Origin of the sequence: Bacillus sp. EE-W1, from assembly GCF_009760835.1 — a bacterium.
Lineage (GTDB): Bacteria > Bacillota > Bacilli > Bacillales > Bacillaceae_G > Bacillus_A > Bacillus_A wiedmannii.
The window spans coordinates 20242-38897 of record NZ_WIPE01000058.1 but is presented as its reverse complement, the minus strand read 5'-3'; the positions used below and the strand labels follow the sequence as shown (position 1 = coordinate 38897).

26 protein-coding genes and 1 pseudogene are annotated in these 18656 nt (G+C 34.1%); 5 read left to right on the top strand and 22 right to left on the bottom strand.

The annotated features are described in order from the left end of the window. The 6 genes and pseudogenes from GFJ36_RS29515 to GFJ36_RS10910 all read right to left on the bottom strand — a co-directional run. Positions 1-177, bottom strand: a pseudogene (locus GFJ36_RS29515) (ABC transporter permease); the annotation flags it as partial. 243 nt (positions 178-420) lie between these two features. Next, complete coding sequence (locus GFJ36_RS10930) at positions 421-732, bottom strand: hypothetical protein (protein WP_048546632.1); 312 nt, start codon at positions 730-732, stop codon at positions 421-423. Beyond that, complete coding sequence (locus tag GFJ36_RS10925; protein WP_098230668.1) at positions 714-1736, bottom strand: anti-sigma factor; 1023 nt, start codon at positions 1734-1736, stop codon at positions 714-716. Before GFJ36_RS10925 ends, GFJ36_RS10930 begins: the two co-directional genes overlap by 19 nt. Then, entirely contained in the window at positions 1726-2226 is a 501-nt protein-coding gene (locus tag GFJ36_RS10920; RefSeq protein ID WP_098230667.1) for a sigma-70 family RNA polymerase sigma factor, read from the bottom strand. Before GFJ36_RS10920 ends, GFJ36_RS10925 begins: the two co-directional genes overlap by 11 nt. A 613-nt stretch (positions 2227-2839) precedes the next feature. Beyond that, the gene (locus GFJ36_RS10915; RefSeq protein WP_142314152.1) at positions 2840-3079 is read right to left on the bottom strand and encodes a DUF3947 family protein; all 240 of its coding nucleotides are present in this window, start codon (positions 3077-3079) and stop codon (positions 2840-2842) included. Between the two features lie 341 nt (positions 3080-3420). Further along, positions 3421-3819, bottom strand: a complete 399-nt coding sequence (locus GFJ36_RS10910) for a CHRD domain-containing protein (protein ID WP_098147202.1) — start codon at positions 3817-3819, stop codon at positions 3421-3423. A gap of 201 nt (positions 3820-4020) precedes the next feature. Between GFJ36_RS10910 and GFJ36_RS10905 the strand changes: the two genes are divergently transcribed. Continuing rightward, positions 4021-4158: a DUF3956 family protein gene (locus GFJ36_RS10905; RefSeq protein WP_000443219.1), complete on the top strand. Its 138-nt coding sequence runs from the start codon at positions 4021-4023 to the stop codon at positions 4156-4158. 121 nt (positions 4159-4279) lie between these two features. Here GFJ36_RS10905 and GFJ36_RS10900 read toward each other — a convergent pair whose 3' ends face one another. The 3 genes from GFJ36_RS10900 to GFJ36_RS29080 all read right to left on the bottom strand — a co-directional run bounded on the left by GFJ36_RS10900 (position 4280) and on the right by GFJ36_RS29080 (position 5960). Beyond that, a complete protein-coding gene (locus GFJ36_RS10900; RefSeq protein WP_000539238.1) occupies positions 4280-4558 on the bottom strand; it encodes a hypothetical protein in 279 nt (92 codons plus the stop codon). Between the two features lie 349 nt (positions 4559-4907). Then, a complete protein-coding gene (locus tag GFJ36_RS10895; RefSeq protein WP_087982473.1) occupies positions 4908-5261 on the bottom strand; it encodes a hypothetical protein in 354 nt (117 codons plus the stop codon). 552 nt (positions 5262-5813) lie between these two features. Next, positions 5814-5960, bottom strand: a complete 147-nt coding sequence (locus GFJ36_RS29080; protein WP_179192171.1) for a hypothetical protein — start codon at positions 5958-5960, stop codon at positions 5814-5816. Between the two features lie 165 nt (positions 5961-6125). On the opposite strand from GFJ36_RS29080, the gene GFJ36_RS10890 reads away from it, so the two are divergent. Continuing rightward, a complete protein-coding gene (locus GFJ36_RS10890; protein WP_098147205.1) occupies positions 6126-6734 on the top strand; it encodes a hypothetical protein in 609 nt (202 codons plus the stop codon). Here GFJ36_RS10890 and GFJ36_RS29075 read toward each other — a convergent pair. Next, entirely contained in the window at positions 6713-6886 is a 174-nt protein-coding gene (locus GFJ36_RS29075) for a hypothetical protein (protein WP_179192172.1), read from the bottom strand. The two genes, GFJ36_RS10890 and GFJ36_RS29075, sit on opposite strands and share 22 nt — an antisense overlap. A gap of 586 nt (positions 6887-7472) precedes the next feature. Here GFJ36_RS29075 and GFJ36_RS10885 point away from each other — a divergent pair. Together GFJ36_RS10885 and GFJ36_RS10880 are read left to right on the top strand one after the other, a co-directional pair. Then, entirely contained in the window at positions 7473-7787 is a 315-nt protein-coding gene (locus GFJ36_RS10885; RefSeq protein WP_000658777.1) for a thioredoxin family protein, read from the top strand. A gap of 295 nt (positions 7788-8082) precedes the next feature. Next, positions 8083-8964 carry a cation diffusion facilitator family transporter gene (locus GFJ36_RS10880; RefSeq protein ID WP_142291726.1) on the top strand — a complete coding sequence of 294 codons (882 nt, stop codon included), beginning with the start codon at positions 8083-8085 and terminating at the stop codon, positions 8962-8964. On the opposite strand, the gene GFJ36_RS10875 is transcribed toward GFJ36_RS10880, so the two are convergent. The 5 genes from GFJ36_RS10875 to GFJ36_RS10855 all read right to left on the bottom strand — a co-directional run bounded on the left by GFJ36_RS10875 (position 8954) and on the right by GFJ36_RS10855 (position 11697). Beyond that, positions 8954-9589, bottom strand: a complete 636-nt coding sequence (locus tag GFJ36_RS10875) for a phosphatase PAP2 family protein (protein ID WP_000833364.1) — start codon at positions 9587-9589, stop codon at positions 8954-8956. The two genes, GFJ36_RS10880 and GFJ36_RS10875, sit on opposite strands and share 11 nt — an antisense overlap. A gap of 74 nt (positions 9590-9663) precedes the next feature. After that, positions 9664-10422 (bottom strand): sporulation protein, encoded by a 759-nt coding sequence (locus GFJ36_RS10870; protein WP_098147207.1) that lies wholly within the window; start codon positions 10420-10422, stop codon positions 9664-9666. Further along, a complete protein-coding gene (locus tag GFJ36_RS10865; protein ID WP_097891442.1) occupies positions 10404-11225 on the bottom strand; it encodes a serine/threonine protein kinase in 822 nt (273 codons plus the stop codon). Before GFJ36_RS10865 ends, GFJ36_RS10870 begins: the two co-directional genes overlap by 19 nt. Continuing rightward, the gene (locus tag GFJ36_RS10860) at positions 11225-11407 is read right to left on the bottom strand and encodes a hypothetical protein (RefSeq protein WP_141542822.1); all 183 of its coding nucleotides are present in this window, start codon (positions 11405-11407) and stop codon (positions 11225-11227) included. The genes GFJ36_RS10865 and GFJ36_RS10860 overlap by 1 nt, the downstream gene beginning before the upstream one ends. Positions 11408-11517: 110 nt before the next feature. Further along, on the bottom strand, positions 11518-11697 hold the full coding sequence (locus GFJ36_RS10855; protein WP_087982478.1) for a YozD family protein: 180 nt from the start codon (positions 11695-11697) through the stop codon (positions 11518-11520). Between the two features lie 150 nt (positions 11698-11847). Here GFJ36_RS10855 and GFJ36_RS10850 point away from each other — a divergent pair, with 150 nt between their 5' ends. Next, positions 11848-12015: a DUF3930 family protein gene (locus tag GFJ36_RS10850; protein WP_000456535.1), complete on the top strand. Its 168-nt coding sequence runs from the start codon at positions 11848-11850 to the stop codon at positions 12013-12015. Between the two features lie 4 nt (positions 12016-12019). On the opposite strand, the gene GFJ36_RS10845 is transcribed toward GFJ36_RS10850, so the two are convergent. The 7 genes from GFJ36_RS10845 to GFJ36_RS10815 form a co-directional block, all read right to left on the bottom strand. After that, positions 12020-12682, bottom strand: a complete 663-nt coding sequence (locus GFJ36_RS10845) for a hypothetical protein (RefSeq protein ID WP_000101496.1) — start codon at positions 12680-12682, stop codon at positions 12020-12022. Between the two features lie 189 nt (positions 12683-12871). Continuing rightward, positions 12872-13087, bottom strand: a complete 216-nt coding sequence (locus GFJ36_RS10840; protein ID WP_000750728.1) for a YozE family protein — start codon at positions 13085-13087, stop codon at positions 12872-12874. Positions 13088-13159: 72 nt separating this feature from the next. Further along, positions 13160-13432 (bottom strand): YokU family protein, encoded by a 273-nt coding sequence (locus tag GFJ36_RS10835; protein ID WP_000995761.1) that lies wholly within the window; start codon positions 13430-13432, stop codon positions 13160-13162. Continuing rightward, complete coding sequence (kamA, locus tag GFJ36_RS10830; protein ID WP_000902134.1) at positions 13429-14850, bottom strand: lysine 2,3-aminomutase; 1422 nt, start codon at positions 14848-14850, stop codon at positions 13429-13431. The genes GFJ36_RS10835 and kamA overlap by 4 nt, the downstream gene beginning before the upstream one ends. A gap of 210 nt (positions 14851-15060) precedes the next feature. Then, positions 15061-16446 carry an arginine utilization transcriptional regulator RocR gene (rocR, locus tag GFJ36_RS10825; RefSeq protein WP_087982480.1) on the bottom strand — a complete coding sequence of 462 codons (1386 nt, stop codon included), beginning with the start codon at positions 16444-16446 and terminating at the stop codon, positions 15061-15063. 99 nt (positions 16447-16545) lie between these two features. Further along, entirely contained in the window at positions 16546-17391 is an 846-nt protein-coding gene (gene ablB / locus GFJ36_RS10820) for a putative beta-lysine N-acetyltransferase (protein WP_087982482.1), read from the bottom strand. Continuing rightward, positions 17388-18656, bottom strand: a complete 1269-nt coding sequence (locus GFJ36_RS10815) for a peptidase (RefSeq protein WP_088063274.1) — start codon at positions 18654-18656, stop codon at positions 17388-17390. Before GFJ36_RS10815 ends, ablB begins: the two co-directional genes overlap by 4 nt.

Here is an 18656-nt window from a genome sequence, read left to right as displayed (position 1 = left end):
CAATACCTTTACAAAAGTATTGGCAGGAACCGTCTGATTCACCGTATTTCTAGCTCTAAATGCAGATGCCCTAACAAGCTTCTCCTCGTTGTCATTACACTTACTCGTGTACTTACAACAATCATGGTGTTTCTTTTTATACTCTTTACAATACTTACAGTAGTAATAGCAAGACATACTAGTTCCCCTTTCATGCTTATTACTACATATTATGTAAGAGGGATTCGCAATGTTTGGACGAGCTATTGTTTTAGCACTATACTTGTCGCCTATTTATATACACTTGAGAGGAAAACATATTAATAAAAACACAACCTAGATGTATCGTGCAATCCATTCAAATTTAATGGATTGCACGATACATCTATTTTACTTTCAATACAAAAAAGAGCGAATCTACATTCTCTCTTTCCCACATATTTATGGCCCAAAGCTTACCATCCAACCTAACATAAATCCAAATATAGCAAACAGCAGCATAAAAACAAATAAACTACATGCCCACAATGCATATTTTCGACTTTTGCTTTTTGTGATCATACCTACGACTGAGCACACCACTCCAATACCAACTATTTGTAGAAAACCTTTATCTATAAATGTTTCTTGAAAAAGCAATATAATATTTAAATACAATAACGCTAAAAAGGCAATAATTAATGAAAGAGTCCCCATCCACGTTTCCTGTTTATAAATACGATTCTTTCTTTTTTTTAAGAATGCCAATTCCATAACCTCGCTTCACCTACTTTCAATTTTCTAACTTTTTCGTGGCTCATCAATTTTTCAACTTCTACTTTAGGCCCAGTTACAACCATCCCGTATGTTTTTACCCCATTTTTTTCAAGGAAAGAAATACGCTTTGACAACTCTAATACTTTTGCTCTAGATAGCTTCACTGCTAAATTTTCATGCTTCTGTAATGACTTTAACACATCAATAAATTGTTCCTCATGAGGTGAATCACTCACAAAAGCACCACTTGGTCTTGAAATCATATCTGCCGGAAAGCCAATCGGAGCAACATACATACCCTCGTCATTCGTTTGCTTCTCCTCTAACCCTGTATTAACGGCATACCAGACGATATCAATAGTGGGAAACATATTCGTTACCTCTTGTACACTCAACAATTCTCTAAAAGATATAAATGCTTCTACAACAGATTCTTGCGGAAGACCCTTTAATACCTGCGCTTCTTCACTACTATTATAGGATGCATTATAATTATTAGGATGAGACAATACCTCATTATCTATATATGGGACTTCTGGAATTTTTTCATCTGTTGTATATTCACGGCTAACTTTCGTTGCTCTACTAAATACATAATCTGTTTTCTCTTCTCCTATTCGAATATCTTTCTTCCCTACCCTTTTATACAAATCAAAATGCAATTGTAAACTAAGCGGTAACAATGTTTGCTCCATGTCCCTATCTTTCAAAAATAAATTTGGTTCTGTTACACTTAATGTTTGATTTACTACATTCCGTATCTCCATTGCGTTTGTTGGTGCCAATGTATAATATAAGAGTGTTGATATATATAAAATAGGTTGAATAAGTAATAAAAAAGTAAATACAATTAAAACATTCGTAATACGCGCTCTTTTTTTACCTATTTTCAACACTTGCTCTTGTTTTCCATCAGGAAGTGAAGCCGGTCTTTGATGAAGAGCTTCTTGTAACAATTCTTTATAATCATCTTGTTCAGAATGAGGTTTATCATTTTTCATTTTGACTCTTTTCCTCCTTTAACAATTCTTTTAATCTCTTTCTCCCACGAAATATGTGACTTTTATACGTATTTAACTTTAAACCTAGTACAGAAGCACCCTCTTCGTACGTTAATTGATGTACGTCACATAATAAAATAGCTTGTGCCTCTACCACCGGTAAATTATGAATAATCTGAATTAACTTTTCATAACTATTTTTTGCGACTACATACTCTTCTGTAGATTCCCCCGCTTGTATCGTCTCTAATTCCTCAGTTCCTACAAAAGTTACTTTATTTTCTTTCCTAACAAAATCAATAAAAGTATGATATGCCACTTTAAAAAGCCATGATTTTACCTTTTGATTTTCATAATCTTCTAAATAAAGATACGCTCGATAAAAAGTCTCTTGCGTCAAGTCCTCTGCTACGTGATGGCTACGAGAAAGGGAAAATAAATACCGGTACACATCGTTTATATAAACCTTATATATTTCTTCAATCTCCATCCCCCTCCTCCTCTCATATATAACACGAATAAACAAATTAAAAAGTTGCATTATTTTTCCTATTTTTTTTATTAATAAAAAAATAACATTTACACATTTCAATAACTATTTACAATTATAAACAAAATACTAGATATTATGGCTGTAAATATCTTTCAAACCCAGTAAAAAAACAATTCAGATGTTCTCCTGCTTTTTGTAGGTTGATAGTTATAGGACAATCATCCTGTACGATATACCCGCAGATAGGACTTCGTTGTTACATCTGGATCTGGTCCGCGTAAATAAATGTTCATATATCCTTGCATACAGAGCCACTAACCATCATTTGTCATAATAAGATAATTCTCACTTTTTCTTTAATCGGTATCTTCTCATCAAAAAAACACTTGTAGTATGTACGGAGATTATCTCATCGGTTAATTACAAATTGTAGGTGAGGACTATTTGGCGCTTACATATACCCCTCTCCATTTGCGGGTAATAAGGCTCCAAAAAAAATTTCGGAACATGCAAGAAAGGTAGGTAGGAGCTGGATCGTCCGTATATGTCCAATTGGCGAGGACTAATAATCGGTTTGGGATACCTGCCCCCTACTGATTAAACTTTCAATTTATAGATTAAATACAGTTCCATATGGGATAGTAAGAAAAGAACTTCCATACGGTGTGATTTGATGCATTGGGTAAAAATACTCTATGGATGAATAATACGGCTGAATCCCTTGTTGCTGCATTTGCATTTGTAACGCTTGTTGAACAGCTTGAACTGTACTTTGTGCTCCGCTAAACGTTATTGATGTACCATACGCTGGTCGCATACCAGCTTGAGTAGCAAAATAAGAATAAAACATTATTTTCATCTCACTTCCGTAAAAGTAATTACAATTTATGTTATGATTTTTTATTTCAGTGGGTGTGGAGAATTAATCTATTAGCTTTGATTAGGTTTAAAGATTTTTATTATCTGTTACACTTTCATATTTCATTTACAAGGTTCATCTACTAATACTAATTTAATTTTTGAAGGAGCATTTCATTAACAAGTTTCTGATAACTATTTTTTAAATTCGACTACTTTCAAAATTTTAGAAATGAATGTTTAAGATTACTAAAAATAGATTACTTATCTATACAACCTTCACAAAATAAAAACACCCTAAACGGATGCTTTATTTTTCACTACTTCTATTCATTAATAATAATTCAATTGTCCTCGTATTTCACCATTAGAATGTTGTACTGTATGAACATTAATATATATGTTTCCAGATATGATTTCATTTACAAGAGTACCTAATGTTTGACCCGCTAACGGCCCGACCAAATCTTCTTGAGTAATCATTCCCGTAAGAGTTGCACACTCTATTGAAACTAGATTTGTTATAGGTCCAAATAAAAAAGCTACAACAGGACCGTTCGTTCCTTTTGACCCAAGATGCAGATGGGCAGCTACTACATCCTCTATATCGAATAAATCTAGCTTGAATTTTAAGCTAAGCTTGTCCGGGCTTAATTTAAAGAAAGCCTCTCCTCGAGCACCTGTTTCTACTGGTGGAACTTCATTCCTACCGCGTAACTTTGCAAAGAACATATTTACCACTCCTACGTTGTTATATACTCCTAATATATTCTTGTCCTTCATATATAGTGTTAATAAATCAGGTATTAGTCTACTTAATTTTTTTATAACATAGGTTAAATTATCAATTTCTATTAAATTCATCAATCTGACTATTACGTATTTAAATTTTATTCATATACTATATTAGATTACTCGGAAGGAGGCGAAAGTATGGAAAGCTGTGTTTTGTTCGTTAATGGACAACCTCTTTTAGTGGTCTCAGTCGCTGGAATCGAAATTGCTAGATTAGAACTTTCTCTTCAAGTAGCATTGACCTTAATAGCATTAGGAATTCCAATCTGTGCATAAACGTTAGGTATCTATTCAAAAGAGAGCTTAGGCTCTCTTTTTTATTTATATCTTTCCTTCACAACAAAAAAAGACACCACTAAAAGCACGGCATCGCGTAAAATAACTGCTATTTGTTTAATCATTTCTTCACTAGCAACCCTAATTCATGTAGAATTTCTGAGAACGAATAGCCATATGCAAAACCTACAATTCGAATCCCTGGAATCCATCTATGTTCTAAATTTTCATTGTATGTTTTCTTATAATACTTTAATTTAGAATCTATACTGTATTTGTCGTTAATAATTACTTCATCGCTATGAAATCCATCCATTTCAATCTGAACAGCTACGTACTCTGCTCCCTCAATAAAGGCTTTATTATAACACTTTTCTAATTCTTCTAATGTCACTCCCATTATTAACCTCCTTTCCAAATGGGTGTTTTGTTCAATAAAAAAGAGCATCTAGATCAGTAGATGCGAAGATATATAAAAGGTAAGCTCTTGGAGTATTTAATAGATTATAAAATGGTTGCTTGTCCTACAATATATTATATGATTTTCATATAAAAATGGTTCATCAAAAAACAAGGTGAAAACTTCATATTCATAGCCCAACCCTTGTATGCAATGAAGTAACTGATTAACTTTAAGAACTTGAAAAACAGTCACACATTATCCATATCACGCTCTAATCATATTTTCTAATCTTCTAAAATTCTTTTACAAAATAAAAAAGCAGCTGTTAAGCTACTTTACATTCGTTTTATCCCCAAGAGAAATGATATATATATTCTCCCGTTACACCTTGATTAATCCCATTAATTCTAGCAAACCGCATTAAGTCCGCTCCTTGAAGAAAATACATCGCAAGCATTACTGGCACTTGTGACCACATAAACTGATAAAGCTCCTCGGCTCTCAAGTTTGTCGAAACAATTAAATCATTTACAGGTCCTTGATTCCATACAGAAGTTCTAACTGAAATAAACGGAAGATCCTTTCCATTTACCACTATTCTTGCCATACTTTGAGTTATGTCCACATCAATTCCCTCCATCATTACAAAAATCGGACCTGTGTATTTACTCCTATGGTTATAAATATTCTTGACTTTCATAAATGACTAAGGCAAACCTCCATTTTTCGCTTCTATTCAAATGAATTTATTTATTACAGTAAAAAACAAATGAAATTTTAGTATTACTCTCCCTCAACTTCCGTATCATTTAAATATTCCATACCCTTGTTCACTTTAAAAATCTGATATGCAAAATTACATATCTCATTATCTCAATATCACTTTATTAACTACAATTTGATAGAAATTCATTTGAATCACCTGACAAATCAACATTTGTAATTTAATTCCTTATTTAAAATTACACCTTATTATTCTTAAACACTATATTCAAATAATTATATTGGAATTTCTTGTTGTATACACATCTATCTTTTTCATGTATTATATACGAGAAGAGTAAGGTAAGAGTTACTCTTTGCCATTTTAGGAAAGGTCCTGTTGGAAACAACAGGACCTTTTTTCATATAATCACATTTCCTTTTATTCCCATAATATTGTTTATCAAAAACACTATGCCCACGTAACAAATATCTGTAAATCCATGAATATGCATGCGCTTTATGAAAAAATAAAAAAGCACCTTATTCGTCATTTTAACGATAGCGCGCTGCACTCATCTTCTTTATTTGGTTTCTTTGATTTTTCATTCTCTTCTTTCTGGGCTTTTTCCACTGCTTTTAAAAACCCTTCCAATGCTTTTTTCGTATTATTATCATTTACTGGGTGTAGATCCATTGCTGTTACCTCCTCTTAGAAAGTATTCCATGAATACCAAGCTCAAGAAATACAATAGCCATTGTGTATGAACATCGGTTTTTCTAGCATCTAGTTCACCTCCTTAAAAATGCAGGATTTCCCTTTCCAATATTGAATTAGTAATATTTGGAAAGGAGGTGTAACATGGCGGAAATTAAAGTGGGACTTACACAATTTTTAGACTTCACACTGAAAAGTAGTGCAGCTAAAACAAATTTTGTAAAGAATTTAAAATCTCAACCTGAATATCACCCGGTTTTTGATTACTGGAAACAATTACGAGAAACTGTTATTAAATTTCATAAAAACGAACTACCTTTTGATTGTTTTGAAACATTAGTACAAACTGTTGATCAGAAGAAAAAGCAAAACTACATTGATGTTATAAAGCAGTACAAAAAATTTATTAAAAACAAAGAAGTCTCTTGGTTTGATCCAGGTAAATCACATTGGTTATCAGATAATTTAATCGTCCGCTCATCACCTGAACTCGGTTTGCTCATTAATGATGAGCCGCATCTTATTAAACTATTTTTCAAAGGAAAAAAAGAGCGAATTGATAAATATAACATCAACTCAACACTGACATTATTAAATGAATCAACATTTTCAAATAAATATAACGATGTGAATTATACTGTCCTTAACATCCAAAAGAACAGAATGTATACGAATAACTCTATTAATAATGATCATTTAATAGCTCTTGAATCAGAAGCCCACCAGCTTTCTTATTTATGGAATAAGATATAAAGGGTATAGGTATCTCTTTCAATACCTTGTTCATGCGTAATTTGGGCACAATTTTCACAAATCCAATTCGTTTCTTTTAATTGAAGCCCACCTTCTTGTTTCTCACAAACAATGCAAGGTGGGCGTTTTTGTTTCTTCACCCATTTCAACATCCTAATTCCCCTGACTTCTTAACCGCTAAATAATTCCTAAGATGTTCTTATGATCCCTTTCGCGTTCCACATCATGTTTTTTCTTTCACTCTATACAGTGCAGCAATTTCCCCTCTTGTTAGTCACGCTTCTTTCACCCATATTACTTTTTTGGGTTGTGATTATTACTGGAACTCATATAACGCCGCCCTAATCTCTTCTCTCACAACTTCACGAATACGTTCTTATAACGATTCCTCTAAATTCATACATGCATCCCCTACATCTTTTTTTGAATTTCCTGCTTGTTGTTTCATTCACTCATAAAATTTATGAGTAATGATTATCCACCGTTTACCTTCTCTAAGTACCAGAAAGAGATTGCTTGTTTTATCCGACATTACATTTCAGTCGCTTCATAAACATCTCATAAAAATATGTGAGGAAAAGAACGTTATAGCAATGGCTATCATGAATACAATTTGAATTACCCTACTTATAATAGTAACCTTACAATTCAGAAGTTTGACACAACCCTAGAAAAAGCTTATAAAGAAAAGTGAGGTTCCAACCTAAAATATTAATAGTGAAAAAGGAGAAACAAAACATGAAAGAAATCAAATCTGAACAGGAATTCAAAGACATTATCGCAAGTGAGGAGCCAGTAGTTGTTAAGTTCTTTACTACATGGTGCCCAGATTGTGTGCGTATGGACAACTTTATCGGAGATGTAATGGAAGAGTTCAATAAGTTTGAATGGTATTCTATTAACAAAGATGAATTCCCAAGTATCGCTGAAGAGTATCAAGTAATGGGTATTCCAAGTTTACTTGTATATCAAAATGGTGAGAAACTAGGCCACTTACATAGTGCTAACGCAAAAACTGAAGAGCAAGTTACTGAGTTTTTAGAAGCATACTAAGATGAAGACCCTCTAAAATATATTTTCTAGAGGGTTTTTATTTTGCCCAATCACCTTTGAGCGGTGTAGTATACGGATTCATCATAATACATCTATCCTTTTCCCTATCCCCTCGATCCAAATTGCGTTCACACCCTAACTTTGCACTTTACAACATATTTTTCCTTCACGAAACTTTGTTATCCCCTTCTTAAAAACCTAAAAAACGTCAACAATGTTTGTATAGACCCACACGAGTTTCGTTTGGTACTCTATTTATAGAAAGAAATCCCTTGTAGAAAGGTGAGTGATTAAAATGGATACTCTTTCTCATAAAGAAGCTGATAAAGGTGCTATTGTCAGCATTATGGCCTACATATTTTTATCCTCTATGAAAATTATCATCAGTTATATTACCCTCTCTAGCGCATTACGTGCTGACGGTTTAAATAACTTAACGGATATCGGTGCTTCTTTAGCGATATTAATTGGTCTAAAAATCTCTCGTAAACCTCGTGACCCAGATCATCCTTATGGGCATTCACGCGCAGAACAAATTGCATCACTTGTTGCTTCTTTTATTATGGCAACGGTCGGATTAGAAGTTATTATTAGTGCTATTCAATCTTTTTTAAATCCGAAACAAGTAGCGCCTAATGTACTTGCTGCATGGGTAGCCTTATTTTCTGCTGTCGTTATGTACTTTGTATATTTGTATACGAAAAAGATTGCAGCACGAACAAAAAGTAAATCATTAGAAGCCGCTGCAAAGGATAACTTATCAGATGCTCTCGTAAGTATCGGTACAGTAGTAGGTATTGTCGGTTCGCAGTTCCAAATGCCTATTTTAGATCCTATTGCCGCTTTAATTGTCGGCCTTATTATTTGTAAAACTGCATGGGAGATTTTCGTAGAAGCTTCTCATATGTTAACGGATGGAATCGATCCAGATAAGATGGAAGAGTACGCTGGTGCTATTGAACATATTGGTGGCGTAGAAAACATCGTAGACATTCGCGCGCGTATGTACGGGAATCAAACGTACGTTGATATTACAATCGAAGTAGATGCTCGTATGGATGTTGGTGAAAGTCATTGTATTACTGATAACATTGAGGCTATGCTTCGGAAAAAGTTTGGCATTTACCATGCACACATTCATGTTGAACCAATGGAAAAAGAACCTATTATGACATAGGTTCTTTTTTAATGAACGCTTTATGAAATATAACACATAAAACGAGCCAGCTACCGCCAGCTGCCCATCCTGCTAATATGTCAGATGGATAGTGAACGCCAAGATATATTCGGCTAACTGAAATAGATAATACAACAAAGCTCGCTATAAAAATAATCAACAATTTTTTATGCAATGTAATACGTTCTTCAGTAATTGTGACGTATGCAATAAATCCTAAAAAAGCAGTAGCATTCATCGTATGACCGCTCGGAAAACTATATCCAGTTGCAGTAACAAGCTGCGTTACATCAGGTCTTGCTCGTTCGTACCATAGTTTAAGCATACTGTTTAAATAACGAGATCCATAATAATTAATTGTTAGAAGTAATGCACTAAGCAACTTTTTTCTAACGAGAAAATACATTACAAGAATGATGAGTAACGGAAAATATATTCTTTTGGAACCGATAAAAGACACCCAAGTAAAGTAAGCTGTCAAGTAATCGTTTCGAAAGCTTTGAATAAAATGCGCGACTATATTGTCAAATTTCTCAATACAAGCGGTATGATACGAAAGTGATAATACGACAAAACAGATGAGTAGCGTAAAACTTAACAAGTATAAATGTCGATATCGTTTCACATACATAACCTCACTATACAAAAAAATGGAGCGGTTGTTTTAGTTTTCCTCTCCATTTCTTTTTTATGCATAGTTTATTTAAAAATATAATTGTTAATTTTTTCTTGCATTGTTGGAATATCTTCATTCGTTACTGTAAAGCGAATCACTTTCTCGTCAAGATCAAGCGCTTCTGCAAATAAACCTGCTAATCCGCGAGATTTTCTGTCTACTTCCATAATAATCTCTAGGCGATCGTAAGCGCTTGGTAAGATTAATAATTCTAGTTCATCTAATTTCCCATAATACTCTCCCGAAACAGGAACAAACTCAAATTCTTGTGCAAACGGAACTTGCTTACGTAATCGATACGGTAATTCTTCACATTCTATATGACGCGCTTTAAAACCTAATTGATTTACACTCTCTAACACACTATTTAATAGTGCATTGGGCAACACTTGAATGTAATCACGATCACTTGGATCTATACTGCGTTTAATATCAAGACCTGTATGCACCCAAACTTTTTTCATTCCAAGTGTAAGCGGCGTTTCAACTGGCATTATAAATGAAAATGGAATTTCTATTTTTTCATTCGGCTCTACAGAAAAAGGTTCTGTTAAACGAACTCGCTCTAAATCATATGTTGCTGTTACTTTTTTATCATCCACTTCTCGTACATACGACGTCGATAATGTTAAGTAAATGCTTTCAATTTGTTGGCTAACTGAACCACCAGTTATATGAACCTTCCCTAGTATCTCTTCTCCAACAATATACTCATCTTTTTCAAGAACTGTATCTACTTTTGCATTACCAATACCAACACTTGCTAAAAACTTTTGAAACACGGAACCTCCATCCTTTCTAAAGCAAAAGCTATATCTTTTTTTAAATCTTGTACATTCTCATAGTACGGCGTTTTTATTTGTAACATTCGCATAAGCATTTCACGGTTATAATTTTCCAAAGTTAATTCGTCATACCATGGTTTTTCATGTTTTTCTTTAGATTCATAGCCTGCATATAATAAAAATAACGAGAAATGACCAAGCGCATAAAAATCGCTACGAAAGTGAACTTCTCGCATCAAAGCTTGTTCACCTTCATAAGCTGTAGCTCGTTCATCACCCTCACCCTTCAATTTAGCTAATCCAAAATCAATAATACTAATTTGGTTTTCTTTCATTAATATGTTTGGAATGCGTAAATCTCGGTGAATTATACCTTTATGATGAAACACCGATACAATTTCTAATATTTCATATAAAATTTTTAAAACTTCACGTTCTGTATATACATGCCCATCTAAGAAAATATAATCTTCAAAATTTTTACCAGGCATATATTCCATCACGAAAAAGCTTTTTTTCTCCCATACGAAATGATCATATAAACTAGGAATTGCATGATGATTTAATGTTTGTAAAATCATTTTCTCTTGTTCAAATGATTTTCTACCTGACTCATACCTTTGTTTACTCTGTCTTAATTGTTTTAAGACTTTATTTCTATTTATTTGTAAATCATTAACGACATATGTAACCCCATAACTGCCCATTCCAATTACTGATTCAATTTTATAACGTTCTGCAACGATTGTATTTTTTCGCAGTGGTCTATCAAATAAAGCTAGTATACGACGCCATTTCATCAGCTACTTGAAAAGAAGCTACGACTTTTACGTTTTCTTTTATAATGCTGATGCCCATAACCAGATGAACGTCGTTTATAATCGCTACTTGAATAAGAGCCACCTCTATGGCGATAATCACTACTAGAATACGAACGATTTTTTTTCCTACCTAATAAAGAATCAATAATTTTTTTGAACATCCCTTCACCTCTTGAGTAAAATTTTCTTTTAATTATACCAATAATTTCCGACTATATTTGTGACAAGTTTGTAAAGAGTAAAAAACGACGAGTTAAGCCCGCCGTTACTTTCACTCATCATCTTCATCAAAAACTTCATCAATCATACATTTCTCTAATAAATACTCAAATGTAATATCTGCGAGATCTTCAATTTCTTCTCGTTTTGGGACGTACCCTCTTTCAATTAGTTGCTCATAAAAAAACTCCGCAATCTCTTCCGTATCAATTACGACCTCAATTTCCTTCATGAGCATCACTCCTTTATTTCTGTTTTATGAAAAAATCTCAAAATTATGTATATGAGATTAGAAAAATAGTTTTTCTTTTTTTATAGGTCATATCCTTTGGACGAGATGCATACGATGGTAGTACAAGCTATCAAAAAGGGGGATTTAATTATGGAATACCAATATGAGGTAGAACAAGAAGTAGGGCAAACAAAAGAAGAGTTCATGCATGAAGATCAATGGGCAGACTCTCTTATTAAATGGCTTTTTATTTTTTTAATAATTGTAGGCATACCTTATACTGCATATGTTGTTGTTCAATTCATTCTCTCTTTCTAGTTAACTATTTTTTCTCTGTCAATTTAACTAAATAATTATGAACAACATCCATAACAATTTTGTATTCTTCATCTTTAAATGTATCGAATAACAATTGATAATCGTTATAAATATCAAGTAATCCATCAATGATCTCTTGACGATTTGTCTTAACACTCACTTTTTTTGAGTTGTTAATTGACTTTAATTTTCCTAAATCTAATTTATTCATACCAGCTTTATCTTGTTTCATTTTCTTCAAAATTGCATTTGCCGTTTGAGCATTGGCAAGTAACGTTAAATCTGATTCATCCGCTTCTAACCATTCACCATCCGTAATTCGTGACAATTCGTATATAGTATCTTCCCATGCGTCATTTTTATATCTCCATACTTCTGTACGAAAACCAACAATTCGAAACACATCTTTATCGTATCCTGTTACTTGCACGAGATCACCAAATGTGAAATTATAATTTAATTCAATCCACTCAGTTTCACCTTTTTTCATATCTTGCTCTGAAACGTGCTGCAACGTTTGCTCTACGTAAAACCCATCGTGATTATTGACTTCGTAAACGTAAACTCCATCTAAAACCTTCATATTTGTGATTTTACCAACGGTTCCATATAGCGTAATCACGACTATGTCCCCTACGTTATATTTAGGTTGCTTTTTTCTCGCCATCTATATCTCTCCTTTTTTTGACGTCGTGATTTTGATAACAGTATATGCAACCTACATAAAAACGCTTATCACAGAAGCGTATATTCATAAATTTTTTCAATAAAAAATATTACCGTATAAAAAAATTATTTACAACGTAAAAAAAGCTAGCAAATAGACTAGCTTCACGTCAAAAATTTCATATAGTTCTTATCTCTCTTGTATGTATAAATCCCAAGCTTCATCAAATATAGACATACTTTCTAGCAATCCACTTAACTCTAAGTATGAACTAATTTCATCATAATCTTCAGATTGCTTTGGAAAGCTTAAATCATCATACATTGCTTCTGCTAAATTCGATACTTCATTACTAAATAAAGCTGCACGATGCTTCATCATATAGTGGTAAAATGTCTTTTTCAAAAATATTCCCTGCCTTTCTAACTTGGATACATTATACAAGGCAAAAAAGAAAAAAACCAGCATAAAAGCTGGTTAAAAGTCGAAATAATTTCTTTTTAATAGACGTGGTCTTCCCATTAATTCTTCATATGTTAGTTGTTTTGGTAAATCTTTCGTATAAATTAGAAACAATTGATCTTCTATTTCTTTCACTGTTTGATCTGCTTGATAGTCCATACCACATGAGGAACAAGAAATGCATGGTGTCTCTTGGATTTCAATGGCTTTCGTACCATCTGGTAATTCCCAATATACAGTATTCAAGCTTTCTTTCGCTTCTGTACTGTCACACCACATACAATTCATACTGCATCACCCTCATTTTTTTTGTCGTTTTCTTCTAATTTAGCCATTTGCGATTGATACTTTTTATCTTTAAGTTGATCACGCTTATCACGTTTATCTTTTAGTGATGCATGAGTGTCATTATCTTCATAGTCTTTACGACGGCTCATACGCTGTAAGTCGTCTGGAACAAGGTTAAATTTCTTATCACTCATAAGACCTGCGATACCAACATCTGAACGTTTTTCTTCGTAGTTTGGATAGATTTCTTTAAAGTACCCTTCTGCTCTTCCTGGGATATAGCTCTCTGGCTCTGGATACGTTGTAATAACACCTTCAAAGTTACGAAGCACAACTTTATCTGCACTTTGCGAAATTAAATAGTTTGGTTGAAGCGCAATTTTCCCGCCGCCTCCTGGTGCATCTACAACGAATGTTGGAACCGCATAACCAGATGTATGACCGCGTAAACCTTCAATAATTTCAAGACCTTTAGATACTGGTGCACGGAAATGACCAATACCTTCAGATAGATCACATTGATAAATGTAGTATGGACGTACACGGATTTTTACTAAGTCATGCATAAGTTTTTTCATAATTGGAACGCTGTCGTTAATACCCGCTAAAATTACTGCTTGGTTTCCGACTGGAACACCAGCATTCGCTAGCATTTCACATGCTTTTTTCGATTCCTCTGTAATTTCAATAGAAGTATTGAAATGTGTATTTAACCATACTGGATGGTATTTTTTAATAATGTTACATAAGTTTTCTGTAATACGCTGCGGGAATACTACCGGCGCTCTCGTTCCGATACGAATAATCTCGACATGCGGAATCTCTCGTAAATTTTTTAATACATATTCTAAAATTTTATCGTTAATAAGAAGACCGTCTCCACCAGAAATTAATACATCTCGTACTTGTGGTGTATCACGAATGTAACCAATTGCATCATCTAATTGTTTCTTCGGCACACCCATTCCAATTTGTCCACTAAAACGACGGCGTGTACAGTAACGACAATACATAGAACATTGATTCGTTACTAAGAACAATACGCGGTCTGGGTAACGATGTGTTAGACCTGGAACTGGTGAATCTTCATCTTCATGAAGCGGATCTTCTAAATCATATTTTGTTTTATATAACTCTTCCGAGATCGGTACAGATTGCATCCGAATCGGACAGCGTGGGTCATCAGGATTCATTAGCCAAGCATAGTACGGTGTAATATTTAACGGGATCGTTTTTGTTGAAATTTTAACGCCTTCTTCTTCTTCAGGTATTAAATTAATCACTTTCTTTAAGTCATCCAAAGTTTTGATCGTATTCGTTAATTGCCAAACCCAGTCATTCCATTGCTCTTCAGTAACATCCTTCCACAACTCGATATCCTTCCAGTGACGATTTGGTTTGTATACATCATGTAACATTGCTATTCCCCCTTTTTATACGCTCATCCTTTATATAAGCAATAGTTATGCCAACTTTACATTATTGATAAGTAAATGTACGGTGAACGCTATTACATAAACGAAAAAATATTTGTGAGCACTGTATAAAATCCATACATACTATCATATTCATTACTTTTTATATATGTAAACGCTCTTTTATTGGTGCAAACACACAAAAACCGCCAATTATTCGGCGGTTTTGTCGTACTTACTCAATTTATATTGAAGCGTTTGGCGAGGGATACCTAACATTTTTGCAGCTTGTAATATATTCCCTTCCGTTTCAATTAATGCTTGATCTATTAATTCCTTTTCTGTTTGATGAAGTGCTTCTCTAAGTGGCAATATGCTCTTCTTCTTTGGCAAATTCTCTTTCCGAAATGTACGCGGTAAACAATTGGCTGTTAGTGTATCCCCTTCTGCAATAATGACAGCATGTTCAATCGTATGTTTTAGCTCACGAACATTGCCAGGCCATTGATAAGCTTGTAGTCTTTCTTTCGCTTCCTTATCCATTTGAAGTACACCTTTTTTATAACTTTTATTATATTCGTTCAAAAAATAAGACGCTAATAATAAGACATCCTCAGTTCTTTCACGTAGCGGCGGAATATACAATGAAAAGACATTTAATCGATAATATAAATCAGTACGAATTTTATTCTCTCTTAAACATATTTCTGGTGGCTGATTCATTGCAGTAATAACGCGAACATCTACTTTTCTCGTCTTATTATCACCAATTCGACGAATAACACCATCTTCTAATACACGTAGCATTTTCGCTTGTAAATCGAGAGGCATTGAATTCAGTTCGTCTAAAAACAATGTCCCACCATCTACAAGTTCAAATAATCCCGCTCGTTCAATTGCCCCAGTATAGCTACCTTTCGTCGTTCCGAACAATAAACTTTCTAATAGCGACTCTGGCAAAGCTGCACAGTTTTGTGCGATAAATGGCTTGTTCTTCCGTTTAGAAGCTTCATGAATCGCTTGTACAAATAACTCTTTCCCTGTTCCTGTTTCCCCATATATTAAAACATTTGCATCAGTTGGCGCTACTTTTTGTGCTAATTCTTTCGTCTGTTTAAATCGAGCATCATCCGTCACAATCGTCTCAAATGCAACATGCTTTTTAATGACTTTTTTTCTAGATGACCGCTTTATTTTTGACTGCAAATCTACAATTGTATCCGTAAGTTTTTGAACTGTGGAATAATCCTTTGCAATTTCAACAGCCCCAGCAATATTTCCATCTATAAAAATAGGTAACGTCGTATTTACTGTACAAATGTCTTCCCCATTTAAATTTTGATAATGCTGAACTTGATGAACGATTGGTTTTTTTGTATCTAACACTTTCATTAACGTACTCGTTTCCCTAGATAAAGAAGGAAACGCTTCTAACAAATGTTTTCCTAACACTTTTTCAATTTTTGACCCATCGTGTTTTGCAGCTACAGTATTATAGAAAATTGTAATACCATTTTCATCTACTGCGTGTATAGCCTCATCAATACTGCCCAAAATCGCTTCAATGACTTCTTGTGTCGAAACTGCTAGCAATGTCATCCCCCCTTTTGCCGAAAATTCAGCAATCACATGCCGAATTTCCGGCATACCTATATGCGATTATAAGCATGACGATTCCGTTCTATTTTTTATACCGTACTATTTAGACAAATCTTTCACCCATATATTCATATCTTCTAGCTTATCGAAAATGTAGCAATTGTTCGCCAGTCTTCCTGTATACGTATAACCTAACTGATGAAAGGCCACATTCATTCCGAAAGAAAGCGATCGAGCAATTGTATAGGAGCAGAAAATCGATTTTTCTTGCAGTTCTTCTTCTAACTTAATTAGTAAACTTTTCATAAACCCATGCTTACGATATTCGGGTAAAGTAGCACAATTCGTTAATTCTGCATTTCCTTCTTTTATATTCATTTCTGCAGATGCTGTACTAATTATTTTCCCCTCGAATTCGTACACATAGTATATTGTATCGTCTTCCTTCATCGTTTGTTTTACATAACTCGCTTCGTTTAAAGGAGTCGGATAAACTTCAAATACTTTTCCAAAGACAGCCGCTAATTCTTCCGCATCCTCTTCTGTCGCTTTTCTTAATAAAAATTTCTCTGGTACTATTTTTTCCTTTACTTCTTTTGCTTTAACACCGCTTAAAATGGTATCTTCCTCAGCCCAATGAATACTATTTCGTCTTTCATCATTAATAAATTTCACGAAGAAGTATGCATCGTGACCTTGAAAATAATGCGGTATTGTTGCTTCCAATAAAAAACCGAAAGAGAGCCATGTAGAAACATGCTCTCCCTTTCCTTTAATAATACATTTAGTGAAAGAATGCTTCTCTGCTAATTCGTCAATTGTTTGGATAACCCTCTGAATATTTCCTGTGTAGTGGTCTACTCGAATACGTTTATTAAAATAGTCTAAAACGCCTTCTACTGTATAGCCATTCGTCTGTTCTCTAAAAGATTCATAGTATTTCATTTTTTCACCTCACACCAATCTAGTAATGTACATGCAATAATTTTTGCGGCAGCTATCATTTTATCAACTTCTATATATTCGTTTGGATAATGTGCTACTTTCGTCTCTCCTGGACCAAATACTATCGTTGGTACACCTGAGATTTGTGTAAATAAACCTCCATCAGTCCCCCACGGTGATGCTTCAATAATCGGTTCATTCCCTTCGATTTCAACAAAATTATGCTCTAGTGTTGTAATTAACTCATGATTTTCTTCTAGTTCACCAGGAACCCATCTCGCTCCAAACCATTCTACTTCTACAGGATTTTCAACAAACCAATTATCCACATTATTTAATTCAGCGATCCAATTCTCGAACTCTTCTTTTGCTGCCTCTATAGTCTCATTCGGCGCAATACCATATCTTCCTTCTAAATTTAATGAATCAGGAACAGAACTTGGCCAACTCCCACCTTCAATTTTTCCAATATTAATTGGAATTGGAATGGGGATTCCTTTAAATAACGGGTCTGTAATTCGGTCATTTCTCTTCACTTCCAATTTTCTCAAATGATCTACAACAAACATACTTTTTTCAATTGCACTTACTCCTTCATAACGCGTTCCACCGTGTGCTGCTTTGCCTTTCACATGTAGACGAAACCACATGGACCCTTGTTGTTTCGGGAAAAACTTCATATTTGTTGGTTCTGGAATAATGACACCATCTGCTTTATATCCTCGTAATATAGTCGCTAATGTTCCTGCCCCGCCGCTTTCTTCTTCAATTACACTTTGAAAATAAATATCTCCTTTTAATTCAATACCAGATTCAATAATAGCTTCCATCGCAAGCATCAGTGCGACATTGCCGCCTTTCATATCCGTTGTTCCACGACCATATATACGATTCCCTATTTGCTCACCACTATAAGGGTGATGGTCCCACTGATTCACATCTCCTTCTGGTACGACATCAATATGTCCATTTAATATCATAGATTTCCCGTCGCCACTTCCTTTTAAAGTTGCCACTATGTTCGGGCTATCTGAAAAACTTGTACGCGGTGATACAAAATAAGGATGATCTTTCATTTTAGAAAATGAAGGTTCCCAAATATCAAGATCTAAACCTAGCTCACGTAATTTTTCAATCACAATTGCCTGCGCACCACTTTCATCACCAGATACGCTTTTTTCTTGAATTAATCGTTTTAAAAATTTTACGCTTTCCTCTTCATGACTCTCGATATAATCACAAATTTTCTTTTTTAATTGCTCCAT

What these genes read in the sequence shown, in the direction of transcription:
- GFJ36_RS10930 (WP_048546632.1), bottom strand. Translation starts at nt 732, where the DNA reads ATGGAATTGGCATTCTTAAAAAAAAGAAAGAATCGTATTTATAAACAG.
- GFJ36_RS10925 (WP_098230668.1), bottom strand. Translation starts at nt 1,736, where the DNA reads ATGAAAAATGATAAACCTCATTCTGAACAAGATGATTATAAAGAATTG.
- GFJ36_RS10920 (WP_098230667.1), bottom strand. Translation starts at nt 2,226, where the DNA reads ATGGAGATTGAAGAAATATATAAGGTTTATATAAACGATGTGTACCGG.
- GFJ36_RS10915 (WP_142314152.1), bottom strand. Translation starts at nt 3,079, where the DNA reads ATGTTTTATTCTTATTTTGCTACTCAAGCTGGTATGCGACCAGCGTAT.
- GFJ36_RS10910 (WP_098147202.1), bottom strand. Translation starts at nt 3,819, where the DNA reads ATGTTCTTTGCAAAGTTACGCGGTAGGAATGAAGTTCCACCAGTAGAA.
- GFJ36_RS10905 (WP_000443219.1), top strand. Translation starts at nt 4,021, where the DNA reads ATGGAAAGCTGTGTTTTGTTCGTTAATGGACAACCTCTTTTAGTGGTC.
- GFJ36_RS10900 (WP_000539238.1), bottom strand. Translation starts at nt 4,558, where the DNA reads ATGGGAGTGACATTAGAAGAATTAGAAAAGTGTTATAATAAAGCCTTT.
- GFJ36_RS10895 (WP_087982473.1), bottom strand. Translation starts at nt 5,261, where the DNA reads ATGAAAGTCAAGAATATTTATAACCATAGGAGTAAATACACAGGTCCG.
- GFJ36_RS29080 (WP_179192171.1), bottom strand. Translation starts at nt 5,960, where the DNA reads ATGGATCTACACCCAGTAAATGATAATAATACGAAAAAAGCATTGGAA.
- GFJ36_RS10890 (WP_098147205.1), top strand. Translation starts at nt 6,126, where the DNA reads ATGGCGGAAATTAAAGTGGGACTTACACAATTTTTAGACTTCACACTG.
- GFJ36_RS29075 (WP_179192172.1), bottom strand. Translation starts at nt 6,886, where the DNA reads ATGTTGAAATGGGTGAAGAAACAAAAACGCCCACCTTGCATTGTTTGT.
- GFJ36_RS10885 (WP_000658777.1), top strand. Translation starts at nt 7,473, where the DNA reads ATGAAAGAAATCAAATCTGAACAGGAATTCAAAGACATTATCGCAAGT.
- GFJ36_RS10880 (WP_142291726.1), top strand. Translation starts at nt 8,083, where the DNA reads ATGGATACTCTTTCTCATAAAGAAGCTGATAAAGGTGCTATTGTCAGC.
- GFJ36_RS10865 (WP_097891442.1), bottom strand. Translation starts at nt 11,225, where the DNA reads ATGAAATGGCGTCGTATACTAGCTTTATTTGATAGACCACTGCGAAAA.
- GFJ36_RS10860 (WP_141542822.1), bottom strand. Translation starts at nt 11,407, where the DNA reads ATGTTCAAAAAAATTATTGATTCTTTATTAGGTAGGAAAAAAAATCGT.
- GFJ36_RS10855 (WP_087982478.1), bottom strand. Translation starts at nt 11,697, where the DNA reads ATGAAGGAAATTGAGGTCGTAATTGATACGGAAGAGATTGCGGAGTTT.
- GFJ36_RS10850 (WP_000456535.1), top strand. Translation starts at nt 11,848, where the DNA reads ATGGAATACCAATATGAGGTAGAACAAGAAGTAGGGCAAACAAAAGAA.
- GFJ36_RS10845 (WP_000101496.1), bottom strand. Translation starts at nt 12,682, where the DNA reads ATGGCGAGAAAAAAGCAACCTAAATATAACGTAGGGGACATAGTCGTG.
- GFJ36_RS10835 (WP_000995761.1), bottom strand. Translation starts at nt 13,432, where the DNA reads ATGAATTGTATGTGGTGTGACAGTACAGAAGCGAAAGAAAGCTTGAAT.
- kamA (WP_000902134.1), bottom strand. Translation starts at nt 14,850, where the DNA reads ATGTTACATGATGTATACAAACCAAATCGTCACTGGAAGGATATCGAG.
- rocR (WP_087982480.1), bottom strand. Translation starts at nt 16,446, where the DNA reads ATGACATTGCTAGCAGTTTCGACACAAGAAGTCATTGAAGCGATTTTG.
- ablB (WP_087982482.1), bottom strand. Translation starts at nt 17,391, where the DNA reads ATGAAATACTATGAATCTTTTAGAGAACAGACGAATGGCTATACAGTA.
- GFJ36_RS10815 (WP_088063274.1), bottom strand. Translation starts at nt 18,656, where the DNA reads ATGGAGCAATTAAAAAAGAAAATTTGTGATTATATCGAGAGTCATGAA.